This window comes from Actinomadura graeca, from assembly GCF_019175365.1.
Taxonomy (GTDB): Bacteria; Actinomycetota; Actinomycetes; order Streptosporangiales; family Streptosporangiaceae; genus Spirillospora; species Spirillospora graeca.
On the sequence record NZ_CP059572.1, the window covers coordinates 3,178,784 to 3,192,974 of the forward strand.

General features: G+C 71.2%; 13 protein-coding genes. 5 read left to right on the top strand and 8 right to left on the bottom strand.

All coding sequences use genetic code 11. The features are described from left to right. Positions 1–104 precede the first annotated feature (104 nt). On the top strand, positions 105–1,253 hold the full coding sequence (locus AGRA3207_RS13995; protein ID WP_231335059.1) for a methyltransferase domain-containing protein: 1,149 nt from the start codon (positions 105–107) through the stop codon (positions 1,251–1,253). Between the two features lie 116 nt (positions 1,254–1,369). Here the strand turns inward: AGRA3207_RS13995 and AGRA3207_RS14000 are convergent, their stop codons facing one another. Further along, the gene (locus AGRA3207_RS14000; protein ID WP_231335060.1) at positions 1,370–1,903 is read right to left on the bottom strand and encodes a hypothetical protein; all 534 of its coding nucleotides are present in this window, start codon (positions 1,901–1,903) and stop codon (positions 1,370–1,372) included. 795 nt (positions 1,904–2,698) lie between these two features. Between AGRA3207_RS14000 and AGRA3207_RS14005 the strand changes: the two genes are divergently transcribed. The 3 genes from AGRA3207_RS14005 to AGRA3207_RS14015 all read left to right on the top strand — a co-directional run bounded on the left by AGRA3207_RS14005 (position 2,699) and on the right by AGRA3207_RS14015 (position 4,287). Beyond that, complete coding sequence (locus AGRA3207_RS14005) at positions 2,699–3,121, top strand: hypothetical protein (protein ID WP_231335061.1); 423 nt, start codon at positions 2,699–2,701, stop codon at positions 3,119–3,121. Between the two features lie 100 nt (positions 3,122–3,221). Further along, a complete protein-coding gene (locus AGRA3207_RS14010) occupies positions 3,222–3,368 on the top strand; it encodes a hypothetical protein (RefSeq protein WP_231335062.1) in 147 nt (48 codons plus the stop codon). Positions 3,369–3,387: 19 nt separating this feature from the next. Continuing rightward, positions 3,388–4,287: an NADP-dependent oxidoreductase gene (locus AGRA3207_RS14015; RefSeq protein WP_231335063.1), complete on the top strand. Its 900-nt coding sequence runs from the start codon at positions 3,388–3,390 to the stop codon at positions 4,285–4,287. Between the two features lie 4 nt (positions 4,288–4,291). Here the strand turns inward: AGRA3207_RS14015 and AGRA3207_RS14020 are convergent, their stop codons facing one another. From AGRA3207_RS14020 to AGRA3207_RS14040, 5 genes are all read right to left on the bottom strand, one after another. Further along, entirely contained in the window at positions 4,292–5,515 is a 1,224-nt protein-coding gene (locus AGRA3207_RS14020) for a hypothetical protein (protein WP_231335064.1), read from the bottom strand. Continuing rightward, the gene (locus AGRA3207_RS14025) at positions 5,512–6,051 is read right to left on the bottom strand and encodes an RNA polymerase sigma factor (protein WP_231335065.1); all 540 of its coding nucleotides are present in this window, start codon (positions 6,049–6,051) and stop codon (positions 5,512–5,514) included. The genes AGRA3207_RS14020 and AGRA3207_RS14025 overlap by 4 nt, the downstream gene beginning before the upstream one ends. A gap of 113 nt (positions 6,052–6,164) precedes the next feature. Next, a complete protein-coding gene (locus tag AGRA3207_RS14030) occupies positions 6,165–7,091 on the bottom strand; it encodes a formylglycine-generating enzyme family protein (protein ID WP_338028275.1) in 927 nt (308 codons plus the stop codon). Positions 7,092–7,194: 103 nt separating this feature from the next. Next, the gene (locus AGRA3207_RS14035; protein ID WP_231335066.1) at positions 7,195–8,610 is read right to left on the bottom strand and encodes a sulfatase family protein; all 1,416 of its coding nucleotides are present in this window, start codon (positions 8,608–8,610) and stop codon (positions 7,195–7,197) included. 808 nt (positions 8,611–9,418) lie between these two features. After that, positions 9,419–11,302, bottom strand: coding sequence for an ABC transporter ATP-binding protein (locus AGRA3207_RS14040; protein ID WP_231335067.1), 1,884 nt, complete (start codon positions 11,300–11,302; stop codon positions 9,419–9,421). A gap of 114 nt (positions 11,303–11,416) precedes the next feature. Between AGRA3207_RS14040 and AGRA3207_RS14045 the strand changes: the two genes are divergently transcribed. Continuing rightward, positions 11,417–12,604 carry an aminotransferase class V-fold PLP-dependent enzyme gene (locus AGRA3207_RS14045; RefSeq protein WP_338028276.1) on the top strand — a complete coding sequence of 396 codons (1,188 nt, stop codon included), beginning with the start codon at positions 11,417–11,419 and terminating at the stop codon, positions 12,602–12,604. A gap of 62 nt (positions 12,605–12,666) precedes the next feature. On the opposite strand, the gene AGRA3207_RS14050 is transcribed toward AGRA3207_RS14045, so the two are convergent. Both AGRA3207_RS14050 and AGRA3207_RS14055 read right to left on the bottom strand, forming a co-directional pair. Continuing rightward, a complete protein-coding gene (locus tag AGRA3207_RS14050; RefSeq protein ID WP_231335068.1) occupies positions 12,667–13,086 on the bottom strand; it encodes a CBS domain-containing protein in 420 nt (139 codons plus the stop codon). 70 nt (positions 13,087–13,156) lie between these two features. Beyond that, positions 13,157–14,191 (bottom strand): LCP family protein, encoded by a 1,035-nt coding sequence (locus AGRA3207_RS14055; RefSeq protein ID WP_231335069.1) that lies wholly within the window; start codon positions 14,189–14,191, stop codon positions 13,157–13,159.

Sequence of the window (14,191 nt, forward strand, 5' to 3'; positions counted from 1 at the left end):
ACGAGGACAAGAAGGACAGGGACGGCAAGTGGGACAGGCCGATTCCTCCTGTGGAGAAGAACGACCCCAAGGGTGGTGGCAAGCATGAGAAGGGCGGCAAGTAGGTGACCGAGCCTGGAGACCTGTCCGCCAGGCTGGTCGGCGACCTCGCGGACTCCGGCGCGCTGCACCCGGACTGGCGGGCGGCGTTCGAGGCGGTGCCGCGCCATCGATTCATCCCCGACACGGTTTGGGTCGAAAAGGAGGACCGGCTGACACCGGTTCACCGCGCCGACGGCGAACAAGCATGGTTGGAGCTGTGCTACTCCAACGAGGCGGTGATCACGCAAGTCGATGACGGCGTTCCCGCCGGGCCGGGCCAGACCGGACGGGAGATCACCAGCTCGGCCAGCCGTCCCGATGTCGTCGCCCTGATGCTGGCGGCGCTGGAGGCCGAACCGGGGATGAGCGTGCTGGAGATCGGCACGGGCACGGGATGGAACGCCGCCTTGCTGGCCGAACGACTCGGTCCGGGGAACGTGACCTCGGTTGAGGTGGATCCGGTTGTAGCCGATCAGGCCCGCCGCGCGTTGCGGGAGGCGGGCCACCATGTGACGGTCGCAGTTGGGGACGGCGCTGCGGGCCACCCGTCGTCCGCGCCGTTCGATCGGCTGATCGCCACCGTCGCCGCCGATCGGGTGCCACCCGCGTGGGCGGCCCAGACCCGGCCGGGTGGTCGGGTGCTGGTGCCGTGGGCGACCGACTTCCACAACGGTGCGCTGGTGGCGTTCACGGTGGATCAGGACGCCACTATGCGAGGGCGGATCGTAGGGAACGTGGCGTTCATGCGGCTGCGGGACCAGCGCGGCAAACGTGCATCGCTGGAGCGGAATGTGCACGGGGTGGCGCAGGCCCGCCGCACCTTCACCGATCTGCACCCCTATCCCGTGTTGGGCGAATACGACGCGTCCCTTGCCATCGGCCTGAAAGTGCCGCGCTGCAAACTGATCGTCACCCATGCCGAAGACGGGGCGTACACGGTGTGGCTGGTCGATCCGTGGTCGGGATCGTGGGCGAGCCTGGACCATGAGCCAGGCGCGGAAAAGTACCCGGTCCGGCAAAGTGGCGAGCGGAACCTGTGGCAGGAGGTCGAGGACGCCTACCGGTGGTGGGACGAGCTCGATCGTCCCACCGCGGACCGCTGGGGCCTGACCGTGTCACCGCAGGACCAGTACGTCTGGCTGGACACCAAGAAAAACCGAATCAACGTCTAAGCTGCGAGAACCGATCCACCACGCTGCGGCTCGACGCCCAGGGACCGAGTGCAGCGGACGGTTCGGAAGAGGCACGTCCGCCAAGGACATCGGATCCGGCCCGTTGGGGTGACGGGTCAGGCTGCTACCAGCTTCGCCAGGACTTCGCGTCTGCCTGAGGGAGCGCCTCGCAGGACCTGCCGGGCACGCAGAAGGGCGTCCACATCGGCGGCGGCCGCAGCGACCTCTGCGGCAACCGAGTCGATCCTCCCCAGCCCGGCATCGGCAAGCCAGCGGGACACCTGTGCCCAGGAGTACAGCTTGACGCGGCTGCCCCGGTGAAGGGTCGGAGCGGGGAAGGCACCAGGCCCGCGCTCACCGGTCGTCCAGTGCCCAACCGCTGGGGCGGACCTGCCGGTCTTCTCGGCGATGTCGTCAACGGTGACCAGATCCTCCATCGCACCGATCACGGGCAATCCGCTGCGCTCGGTGTCGTCGATGGCCGACAGGATCGCCTCGATCGCGTTACGCGCTTCCCGTGAGAACAGGACGGTGCCCCCATGCTCGTCGCCAGAGAGCTGACCGTCACCGCACTGCGAATACAGCCGCTCCGCGGCCTCTTCAAGGTCGTCGACCGGACCGGTCTCGAGCTCGAACCAGTAGGTGCTCATCAGCCCTCCTCCATCTGCCGTGCGGTCACTTTGGCGTCGTGCCGTCGCATCCTTCTTCGAATCTTTCGTGCCTCGTGTTCGTCGACCTCAGGAGTTCCGTTGATAGAAAATGGAGGAGCACAGCAGCCGGGGCCACCGGGACAGGACGCTCTGGCATAGGCGTGGGCCCGCCCGCTGGTGTAGGTGACCTGCCATCCGGCGTCCTCAAGCTCCTTGATGGCCGCCCGTGTGTGCTTGCCTGGCATGTAGTGATAGTACTACGCACGTAGGGTTACATTAACACGATAGTTTGCCCGGAGGGAACCCTCACAGCAATCGCCGTCTGCCCAAGAGCTCGGTCGGTTTCCGGGTGGCGTCGATGATCTCTCGGTTCAGGGCCGTCTTCACGTTACGGCGGGTGCCCGTCTGGCTACAGCACGGCCTCATCAACTCCTAGCGCCTCCGACGCCGCCCAGTGATGCCTGGCGGCGGCCGTCGTTGGTGATCCACCGGCCGCCGTCTTGGAGTTCGCCCGCGTCGCCAATTTCGTTAGCGACGGCGTTGGCATTTCGGGGATAGGGCGATTTGGGCGGTTGTGTGGCCGTCGAGCTGCTGGGGGTAATCGGGAGGGTGGGGGTGTGGGTGATGAGGCGCAGGAGGTGTAAGCGGTGGCGGGGAGGCGTGGAAGGCCGCGCTGCGGGAAGAGTTCCGGGGGTGGACGATCATCCGCGCGAGCGGCACGGGGCGGTGGTGGGTTACGCGGGCGACGGTGGTCTGTGAGGACTTGGCCCGGGTCGAGGGTGAGGGGGGCGGCCGGTGAGCGGGGACGACGAGACCCGGCGTGCACTGGCGGAGGAGTTTCCTGGCTGGCATATCGAGGTGAAACGGGACGAGATCGGCGTCGACTGGGATGCGGGGCGTGAGCTCGTTCCGGCACATGGCGGGGTCATCGGCCTCCACAGTGACAACGCGGCGCTGCTGCGTGAGCTTCTGGAGGAGGCGGAGTCCTGCGACCATCGGCTGGCCCTGCGAGGGCTGGCCGCCAGGCTGAGCGAACGGGGTGTCCGTGTGCATACCTTTGCCACGAATCTGGTCGTCGAGGGGGAGGGCGAGCGGGAACTGCTCGTCAACTGTGAGCGCGGGACGTTCCGCTGGGCGATGGGCGACGACATCGGGCCCATCGCGGACGTGAACCGGGCCGCCGAGCACATCGCCGAGGTCATGCGGGTGGGGCCATGACCCCCGTCCCGGCGCGTTCTCCGGATGGTGTGCGGGTGGCCGCACAGGTCCGCGATCGAAAGGCTCGTATGGGCGTCGCCGATGAATTGTGCAGGGTTCCGTGACCAGGCTGTGGATGTGGGCGTGCCTGCTGAACCTGCATTTGTGTCCGGCGTCTCTGGCCGTCCTGGCCGATGAGCTCGATCGGACGCGCCGCGAGGGCGGTGGGCTTGAGATCATCGACGAGGTGCGTTCACCGGCGCCCTGAGTCGAGATCGGAGTCCGTCATGAAGGCGGTTCGTTTCAGCCGGTTCGGAGGGCCGGAGGTCCTGGAGATCGTGGATCTGCCCGACCCGCGTCCGGGCCCCGGAGAGGTCCGGATCGCGGTGCGGGCGGCCGGGGTCAATCCGAGCGACTGGAAGAAGCGCCAGGGCCTGATGGACGAGGGGCTCCCGCAGACGCTGGGGTATGAGGCGGCGGGCGTCGTCGACGAGGTCGGCGAGGGTGTCGATGATGTGGCCGTCGGCGATCGCGTGTTCGGGTTCTCCGTCGAGGGGGCGGCCCAGGCCGAGCTGGCGGTGTTGTCCTACTTCGCTCCGATCCCGGGGGCGCTGGGCTTCGCCGAAGCGGCGGCGCTGCCCGCGGCGATCGAGACGGCCGCGCGGGCGCTCGACCAGCTCGGCGTCGGGGGCGGCACGTTGCTCGTCAACGGTGCTTCGGGGAGCGTCGGCAGCGCGGCGGTCCAGCTCGCGGTGGCGCGCGGCGCCCGTGTGATCGGCACCGCGAGCCCGGCGAACCACGCGTACCTTCGCACGCTGGGGGCCGTGCCCGTCGAGTACGGGGACGGTCTCGCCGAGCGGGTTCGCGCGCTCGCCCCCGGCGGTGTCGACCTCGCGCTGGACGTCGCGGGGAGCGGGGTGCTTCCCGAGCTCATCGGGCTCGCCGGCGGCGCCGGGAACGTCGTCACGCTCGCCGACTTCGGCGGGGCCCGGGAGCATGGAGTGAGGTTCAGCAGCGGCGATTCCGGACGCGCGGTCCACGTGCTCGGCGAGATCGGCGGGCTGATCGGGTCGGGGCGCTTCTCGCTGCCGGTCGCGCGGACCTTCCCCCTCGCCGAGGTCGCCGAGGCGCACCGGGTCGGCGAGGAGGGCCGCGTGCGCGGGAAGCTCGTGCTGGTGGCCGGCTGAGCGCTCACCACGCCGACAGCGGGACGGGCTGGTCGTGCGCGCCGGACGGGAGCGGCGCCGTCCTGCGGGTGGCGAGGTCGAGGTGGACGAGATCGCCGATCGAGGGGACGGCCAGGAGGTGCCGCCCGGTCGCATCGGCGGTCAGGCCCGCCCATTCGGCGGGTTCCTCGCGTCCGGGTGCCGTGGCCAGGTCCCTGATCGGGCGGCCGGTCCGCACCGAGTACAGGCGCAGGACGGACGGGTGGCCCGCGTTGGTGACCAGTGACCGCCCGTCGGGCAGCAGCCAGGCCACGTCGCCGCGTTGGGTCTCGGGGCGGCTGAGCAGGACCGTTCCGGCCAGCAGGTCGCCGCCGGATCCGTTCGCGTCCAGTGTGCGGATCTGTGTCGGCCCGGCCGCGACAACGCCGAGCCCGCGAGGGGGCGAGGCCAGGCGGGTGAAGGTGAAGGCGAGCGTGGAACCCGCCCAGGACAGGTCGCCGATCCTGCTCATGTCAGGGACGGTCCAGGTGCGGCGCCCGCCGGTCGCGATGGTGACGACCTCGATCCGGCCGATGTTCATCCGGCCGGCCTCCAGGGTGGACCGCGCCTTGTCCGGGTGTGCCCGGTAGGCGACGAAAGCGATCTTGGTACCGTCCGGGCTCACGGCCATGTCCGGGTCGGAGAGCTCGGTCGTGTACGCGAGGCGGGGCAGCGGGGTGAACGTCGCGACCGTGCCGTCGTCCGCGAGCGCGACCCGGTGGACCGAGATCCGTGCCGGGCCCGCGCCCGGTTCGGCGGCGCGGGTGGTGACGATGAACGTGCGGTCGTCGCCGGCCACCGCGACGTCGTCGAAGGTGTCGCCGCGGGGCGGGACGAGGCGCGCGGTGACGCGGCCGCCGGCGGTGTCGCGGATCACGAGCCCAGCGGTGTCGCCGGACGCGACGGCCATGAAGCGGGGCCCGTCCGGGCGCGCCGGGAGCGGCCGTCGGGTCCCCGGCGTGGTCAGGGCGGGGGACGGGGTCTCGACCGGACGGGCCGTACGGTCATGGGCCCGGTCCAGGGCGACCGCGGCGACCACCAGCATGATGACGCAGGCGACCGCGGCGAGCGGGGCCAGGCGCCTGCGGGGAGACGGCCCCCCGGAACCGGCCTGTGCGCGTAGCGGCGGGACGGTCTCCGGGCCATAGGCGTCCGCGGCGGCCCGGTAGGCGTCCCTGAGCCGTTCCTCCAGCGGCGGTTCGGGCTTCATTCTTCCTCCCCCAGCGTCCGGGCCAGCGCGGACATCGCGCGGGAGGCGGTGGACGACACCGTCCCGCGGGAGATCCCCAGGATGCGTGCGATCTCGTGCTCGGGCAGCTCGCAGAAGTACCGCAGCGCCAGCACCTCCCTCTGCCTGCGCGGTAAGGCGGCCACGGCGGCGAGCAGCTCCCGGCGTTCCTCGCCGATCAGCGCCGCCGACTCCGCCGACCACGCCGGCGGCTCGTAGGCGTGCCCGAACCGCGCGGCGACGGCGCGGCGGCGCAGCACCGAGCGGCAGCGGTTGAGCACCGCCGAGCGCGCGTAGGTCAGCGCGGCCGCCGGATCGCGCAGCCGCGCCCACCTGTGGTGCAGGCCGAGGAAGGCGTCCTGCACCACGTCCTCGGCCGTCGCCGGGTCGCCGACCATCAGCGTCGCCAGCCGCATCAGCCCCGCGGCGTGGGCGCGGTACAGGTCGGTCAGCGTCGGCGGCGGCAGGGGCGCGACGCCCTTCACGGTGCGCCCGGCGGGCGCGGATTCGGGTCCCACACTTCAGAGACGCGCGGGGGGACGTGATGCTGCGTCCGCCGCGAGAACTTTCGTCGCGCCGGTGGGGGTGTCGGACATGGTGATCGGCGACTCCGCCCCGGTACGTCAGACGGTCATCCGGCGACGCGGAATCCGATGTTGCCCGCGGAGCTGTCCGGGGTGTTGGACGATCGGGCCGCCACCCGATAGCGATTGCAGTACGACGCGTGGCACATGTGGGAACCGCCGCGCATGACGCGGGCGGTGCCGTCCGGCGGTCCCGTGGGGTCCTCGCGAGGGCCGGTGCGGTGGAAACCGGCGCTGAACCAGTCGGCGCACCATTCCCAGACGTTGCCGACGACGTTGTAGAGGCCGTAGCCGTTCGGACGATACGACTTCACGGGCGCGGTGCCCAGATGGCCGTCCTCGCCGGTGTTGAATTCCGGGAAGTCGCCCTGCCAGACGTTGCACAGGTGCCGTCCGCCCGGCGTCAGCTCGTCCCCCCAGGGGTACCGGCGCTGTTCCAGCCCGCCCCGCGCGGCGTACTCCCATTCCGCCTCGGTGGGAAGCCGGGTGCCCGACCAGCCGCAGTACGCCTGAGCGTCGTTCCACGAGACGTGCACGACCGGATGATTCTGCCGGGAGGTGATGGACGAGCCGGGCCCCTCGGGCTGTTTCCAGAAGGCGCCGGACACCGCGCGCCACCAGGGCGCCGCGTGCACGACCTGCGAAACGCGCGCGTTGTCCTCACTGAGAAAGCCTTCGAAGACGAAGGAGAAGCCGAACCGCTCGGCCTCCGTGACGTGACCGGTCGCTTTGACGAAGGCGGCGAACTGGGCGTTCGTCACCGTCGTCGTCTCGATCCTGAAAGGACGCAGCCTGATCGCGCGGACCGGGCCCTCTCCGTCGGCGCGGTAGCCCTCCTCGTCCTCGGTGCCCATGAGGAACGGCCCGCCGGGGAGCCGGGCCATGTTCTTGTGACGGGGCGAGGCGGCCTGGGCGATCGTGGTCACGGGTAGGCCCACCGGCTCGCGGCGGGGGGTGCAGCAGGGCTTGTCCATGGGTTCTCCTGAAAGGACCACGGCACCGTCCGCCGCAGGACCGGGGCACCGTCCGCCCACGCGCGCGCGGACGGTGCCGCGGTCCCGGCCGGGTGCCGTCGCGCTAGCTCTGGCGGTCCGCGGCGAGCTGGGCCGCCAGCGCGGGGATGCCCAGGTTCTGCTCGTCGGCGGGGGTGGCCTGGTAGAGCCTGTTGGTGAGCTGGTACTGGTCGTTGACGAGGTCGTAGTACTCGCGGAACGTGACCTGCCCGGACCCGGAGACCGTGCCCGCCGCGTCGGTGTGCAGGGCGTAGTACTCGACGTACTGCTTGTTCTTGGCGACGTAGGACGCCCAGCTGTCCTTGACGCCGCCCGTGCCCTGCTTCCACCACTCGACGAGCAGGTGGTCACGGTTGAAGCCGGACAGCAGGGACTTGCCGTCCTGCGACGTCCCGGGGGTGATCCCGGCGGCGGCGAGGATCGTCGGCGCGATGTCGATGTTGGCGACGATGCGGTTGTCGGTGGTGCCCGAGCCCAGGCCCCCGGCGGGCCAGGACAGGTAGAACGGCACCTCGTGGGCCGGGGAGTAAGGCGTCCCCTTGCCGAGGAGGCCGTGGTCGGCCCACTGGAACCCGTTGTCGCCGATGTAGATGACCAGGGTGTTCTCCAGCTGGCCGAGGGCCGCCAGCTTGTCCTTGAACGCCTGCACGGCGTCGTCGACCGACAGCAGCGTCCGCAGCTGACGCTGCCGCACCGCCTTGCCGTCGGCCAGGGTGGCGGTCGCGTTCTGCACGTAGGCCGGCTTGTCGCTCCGGTCGGCCTCCGGGACGGAGGGACGGCCGTTCCAGGTCGGCACGACCGTGTCGGCGTACTGGGCGGCGGGCGTGTTCGGCTCGTGCGAGGCGTACGGCGTGACATAAGCGAACCACGGGCGCGTGTCGGTCGTGGCCTTGTTGAGGAAGGCCAGCGTCCGGTTCTTGATGATGTTGGTGGTGTACCCGTTGATGGTCTGGACGGTGCCGTTGACGTTCCACTGGGCGTCCACGTAGCCGGGCTGGAGCAGCGCCCACTCCTCGAAGTGGGGCGGGTCGTCCGACAGCGTCCAGGAGTTGAGGTACTTCCCGAACAGGCCGGTGCGGTACCCCGCCTGCTTGAGGTACCGCTGGACGGTCGTGCTCTGGTCGAGGCTGTGGGAGGCCCCGTTGTTGCGGACGCCGTGGTTGTGCGCGTAGCGGCCGGTGAAGATCGACGACCGCGAGGGGGCGCACAGCGGCGTGGTGACGTGGCCGTTCGTGTAGGTCACGCCCTGGCCGCCGAGCCAGGCGATGGTCTTCTGGATCGCCCAGTTCGTGTGCTTGGGGTTGTCGTCGGTGACGATCAGCAGGACGTTCGGACGGGTGGCCGCGGACGCCGTCCCGGCCAGCCCGGGAACCGTCGAGGACGCGGCCACCGCCGCGGCCGCCGCGGCCGAACCGGCGAGGAACCGCCGCCGGCTGAATCCGGCCCTCTCGTCCCCGCGCTCTCTGTGTTCCTCGGTCATGGGTCTCCCAGCTCCTCTCGCTGACAGCGGCGCGCTGTCTCGGACGGAAATACAAAACCTGACGGACGCACGAAAAATGGCAGAAGCAGAGGAAACAGAAGCAGCATGACGGAGAACACCCGCCAACGCGGTGAATCAAGTCCACAGCACTTCGGCGAGCCGGACTCGAAGGGGTTTCCAAATCTGGGTTTGCGGCACGCGAGAACTCGCATGAAGTCCTGGCCGAGCCGTGAGAACGCCAATGGCCGGTACCCGCCGAAGAGACGGCGCCGGCCCGCCGGCTAGGGCGTTTCAGATGGACAGAGCGCGCTCGCCTGCCGTTTGAAGTCGACGTGCAGGCGAGCGACGAGAAAGTCGCCCGGAGTCATATTCACGACGGTATAAACCAGCCCCGACCACGTCAATGCCATGGGAAGACCTATTTCCCTGGACCATCGACCGCACACCGGTGGACCAAAGCCGCCTCGAACTAGGGCCGAACACTTCGCCCGCGAAATCACGATCCCGAGGCGGGTTCTCATGAAAGTGCGCGCCTTCGATTATGGGCGCGTCGTGGAAACGGAAAACGCATACTCCGGCGGCGAGCGACGGCCGGCGGACGGCTCCGCACCCCCCGGAGGACCGCTCACGCGAACGCCCATGGCCACCCGGGGGCTCCGGAAGGGATTCGAATCAAAACGATAGGAAATACCGTTTATTCTGTCAACCCGTCCCGCCTCCCGGCACGCGGACGGCGGACGGCGGACGGCGGACGGCGGACGGCGGACCCGCGTGTGACAGGTCCGCCGCGTGCGCCGCCACGGCCGGTTCAGGCGACCGTCTCCAGGGGCGTCTCGTCGTTGAACTGGGTGCGGTAGAGGTCGGCGTAGCGGCCACCGGCGGCGAGGAGATCGGTGTGGGTGCCGCGCTCGATGATGCGGCCCGCCTCGACGACGAGGATGAGGTCGGCGGCGCGGACGGTGCTGAGACGGTGGGCGATGACGACGGCGGTGCGGCCGTCGAGGGCCTCCGCCAGGGCCTCCTGCACGGCGGCCTCGGACGTGGAGTCCAGGTGGGCGGTGGCCTCGTCGAGGATCACGACGCGCTGGCGGGCGAGCAGGAGCCGGGCGATGGTGAGGCGCTGGCGCTCGCCGCCGGACAGGCGGTAGCCGCGCTCGCCGACGATGGTGTCGAGCCCGTCCGGCAGGCCGGTGACGAGGGTGTCGAGGCGGGCGCGGCGCAGCACGTCCCAGAGCTCGTCCTCCCCGGCCTCGGGGCGGGCCAGCAGCAGGTTGTCGCGGATCGACTCGTGGAACAGGTGGCCGTCCTGCGTGACCATGCCGAGGGTGTCGCGGATCGACTCGAAGGTCAGGTCGCGGACGTCGACGCCGCCGAGGCGGACGGCGCCGGAGTCGGCGTCGTAGAGGCGCGGCAGGAGCTGGGCGATCGTCGACTTGCCCGCGCCGGAGGAGCCGACGAGCGCGACCATCTGGCCGGGCTCGGCGCGGAACGACACGCCGTGCAGGACGTCGACGCCGCCGCGGGTGTCGAGGGTGGCGACCTCTTCGAGGGAGGCGAGGGAGACCTTGTCGGCGGACGGGTAGGCGAAGCGGACGTCGTCGAACTCGACGGCGACGGGGCCGTCGGGGACGGTGCCGGCGCCGGGCTTCTCGGCGACGAGGGGTTCGAGGTCGAGCACCTCGAAGACCCGCTCGAAGCTGACGAGGGCGCTCATCACCTCGACGCGGGCGCTGGCCAGCGCGGTCAGCGGCGCGTAGAGGCGGGTCAGCAGGAGGGCGAGCGCGACGACCGCGCCCGCGTCGAGTGAGCCGCGCAGCGAGAACCAGCCGCCGAGGCCGTAGACGAGGGCCAGGGCGAGCGCCGACACCATGGTCAGCGCGGTGATGAAGACGTGCTGCACCATCGCGGTGCGGACGCCGATGTCGCGGACGCGGCGGGCGCGGGCGGCGAACTCGGCGGACTCGCGGGACGGCCGTCCGAACAGCTTGACCAGGGTGGCGCCGGGGGCGGAGAACCGCTCGGTCATCTGGGTGCTCATCGCGGCGTCGTGCGCGGCGGCCTCGCGTTCGAGGCGGGCCAGCCGGGTGCCCATGCGGCGGGCCGGGAGGACGAAGACCGGCAGCAGCAGGAGGGCGAGCACGGTGATCTGCCAGGAGATGCCGACCATCACCCCGAAGGTGAGCACCAGCATCACCAGGTTGCTGACGACCCCGGACAGGGTGTCGCTGAAGGCGCGCTGCGCGCCGATCACGTCGTTGTTCAGGCGGCTGACCAGGGCGCCGGTGCGGGTGCGGGTGAAGAAGGCGACCGGCATCCGCTGGACGTGGTCGAAGACGGCGGTGCGCAGGTCGAGGATCAGGCCCTCGCCGATGCGGGCCGACAGCCACCGGTTGACCAGCCCGAGACCGCCCTCGGCGAGGGCGAGGAGGGCGATCAGCACGGCGAGCCTGACGACGGTGGAGCTCGCGGAGTGGTCGACGATCGCGTCGACGACCCGTCCGGCCAGCACGGGCGTCGCCACCGCCAGGACCGCCATCACCACGCTCAGCGCGAGGAACGCGTACAGCAGCCGCCTGTGCGGACGGGCGAAGCGGGCGATCCTCCGCAAGGTCGCCTTGGAGAAGGGCCTGCGGTCGTTCTTCGCGTTCATCGCGTGGTGCAGGGACATCCACGCGGTCACTTCCATGTCCATCGCTCACCACTCCGCTCTCAGAGGAACCCGTAGAGGCATCCTGGAACCTCAAGGAACGTTGAGGTCAAGTCGCCGGCCGGTGTCAAGCGTCTCCCATGGGTACGACAATGCGCTGTGACGATCTCCGACGAAGGGCTGCACGTGGACATCGGCAAGGCGCGTATGGACACCCCGGGCTGCGCGAAGGTGGCACACCTCAACAACGCCGGGGCGGCGCTGCCCCCGCTACCGGTGATCAGGGCGCTGACGGAGCACCTTGAGCTGGAGGCGGCCATCGGCGGGTACGAGGCGGCCGACCGGAACGCGGCGGCGACCGAGGACTTCTACGGCGCGGTGTCGGACCTGATCGGGGCGAACCCGGACGAGATCGCCTACGTGGAGAACGCCACACGTGCCTGGGACATGGCGTTCTACGCCATCCCGTTCGCGCGGGGCGACCGCATCCTCACGACGACGAGCGAGTACTCCAGCAACGCCATCGCCTACCGGCAGGTGGCGGAGCACAGGGGCGTCCGCGTGGACGTCGTCCCGGACGACGCGGACGGCACCCTGTCGCTGGACGCGCTGGACGCCGAGCTGGCGAAGGGCGACGTGCGGCTCGTCTCGCTGAACCACATTCCCACGCACAACGGGCTAATCAACCCCGCCGCGGCGGTGGGGCGGCTCTGCCGCGAGCACGGCGTCCTCTATCTGCTGGACGCCTGCCAGTCGGTCGGGCAGCTCCCCGTGGACGTCGGGGAGATCGGATGCGACATCCTGTCGGCGACCGGGCGCAAGTATCTGCGGGGCCCGCGCGGGACGGGTTTCCTGTTCGTGCGGCGCGGGATCCTCCGGACGCTGGAGCCGCCGTTCCTCGACCTGCACTCCGCGACGTGGAAGGCGCCGGACGCCTACGAGATCCGCGGGGACGCCCGCCGGTTCGAGACGTGGGAGCGGTACGTCGCCGGTCAGATCGCCCTGGGCGTCGCCGCACGCTACACGGCCGAGATGGGCATCGAGGCGATCCAGGAGCGTGTGACGGGCCTCGCCGGGCTGCTGCGGGAGAGGCTCGCGGCGCATCCGGGGGCGTCGGTCCTGGACAGGGGGAAGCGGCCGTCGGGGATCGTCACCTTCACCGTGGACGGCCACGATCCCGCCGCCGTCAAGAAGGCCGCGCGGGAACGCGGCGTGAACGTCAACACCACGAGCCCGCGCGCACAGGGCTACGATCCGCGCGCGCTGCCGAGCGCGGTGCGGGCGTCCGTCCACTACTACAACACCGAGGAGGAGATCGACCTCCTCATGACCGCCCTCCCCCGCTGAGCCGGGGCCGGAGCCGCGGCGGGCGCGCCCGGGGGCGGGCGCGCCCGGCCGCGGTCCGCCGCTCAGCCGTTCGAGCGGGCGGCGCTGATGTCGGCGAGCGCCGAGCCGGAGTCTTTCTCGATCGCCAGGTCGCCGATGGACACGATGCCCACCGGACGGCCGTCCTCCAGCACCGGCAGGCGACGCACCGAGCGCTCGCGCATGATCTGCGCCGCCTTGTCGAGCGTGTCGTCCGGGCCGACCGTGGCGGTGACGCTGCTGGCGATGCCGCCGACCTTGGCCTGGGTGGGGTCGCCGCCCGCGGCCAGGCCCCGCACCACCAGGTCGCGGTCGGTGATCACGCCCTTCAGGTCGTCGCCCTCCGCCACCAGGACGGCGCCGATGTCCTCATCGCGCATCGCGCGCGCCACGGTGACGAGGTCGAGCTCCGGGGACACCGACGTCGGGGAACCGGTCATGATGTCGCGGATCTTCGTGGCCATGCTCACTCCTTGGGCCTCGCGGTCGTCTTCGATCCCGGGACGGGTCGGGCCCTACCCTGCGAACAGGGCCTCATTCCCGGAACTGCGAGAAGAGCCTGTCGGCCGCCGGGCGGTCCCAGGCGAGCCCGCCGGGATCCTCGCGCGCGGGCCTCACCGGGACGGTGTCGAACGTGACCGCCGCGGGGCCCGTCTCGTCCATGCCGCGGGCCACGGCCTGGAGGGCCCGGACGTCCAGGCGCGGGTAGGTGGCGACCGAAGCCGCCGAGACGGCAAGGAACTTCGTATACCGGACCGGGCTGCGGAGCCGCAGGTCGTGCGCCTGCCGCAGCAGGGCCGCCATGAACCGCTGCTGGCGCTCGATCCGGGACAGCTCCGAGCCGTCGCCCCGGCCGTGCCCGGCCCGGACATAGGCGAGCGCGGCCGCGCCGTCCAGCCGCACCCGTCCCGCAGGGGCGGACAGCCCCGGCGCCGGGTCGCGGACGGCCTTCGGAAGCGTCATCTCGACACCTCCGACGGCGTCCACCATCTGCGCGAACCCGCCGAAACCGATCACCACGGTGGTGTCGATCCGCACGCCGGTCAGCGACTCCACCGTCGTGCGCGCGCACCCGGCGCCGAGGGAGAACGCCTGGTCGATGGGGCCCCGGTGCGGCGGGACGACCTTCCCGCCGGGTACCTCGCACGCGGGGAACCACACCAGCGAGTCCCTCGGGATGCTCACCACACGCGCCTTCGCGCGGTCGGCGGGCAGGTGGACGAGCACCAGGGTGTCCGAGCGCGCCGGGGCGGTCCCCCGCCCGTCCGCGCCGACGAACAGGACGTTCAGCGCCCGGCCCGTCGCGATCGCGGTGCGGCCGGAACCACCGGGCACCGCCTCGCCATGGCCGCCGAGCACCAGCGCGGGCATGAGGGCGAGTGCCGCCGTGACCGCGGCGACCGCGGCGAGCGCCGTCCACCGGCCCGGCGCGCGGAGGCCGGGCCGGCGGCGCCCGCCGGCGGCGCCGCCCGCCTCGCCCGTCAGCCGCCGGCGCTGCCCGGCGAGCGAGCCGGGCGGCTCCTCCTCCAGGTCACGGCCGAGGGCGCGGAGCAGTTCGAGATCGTCCAC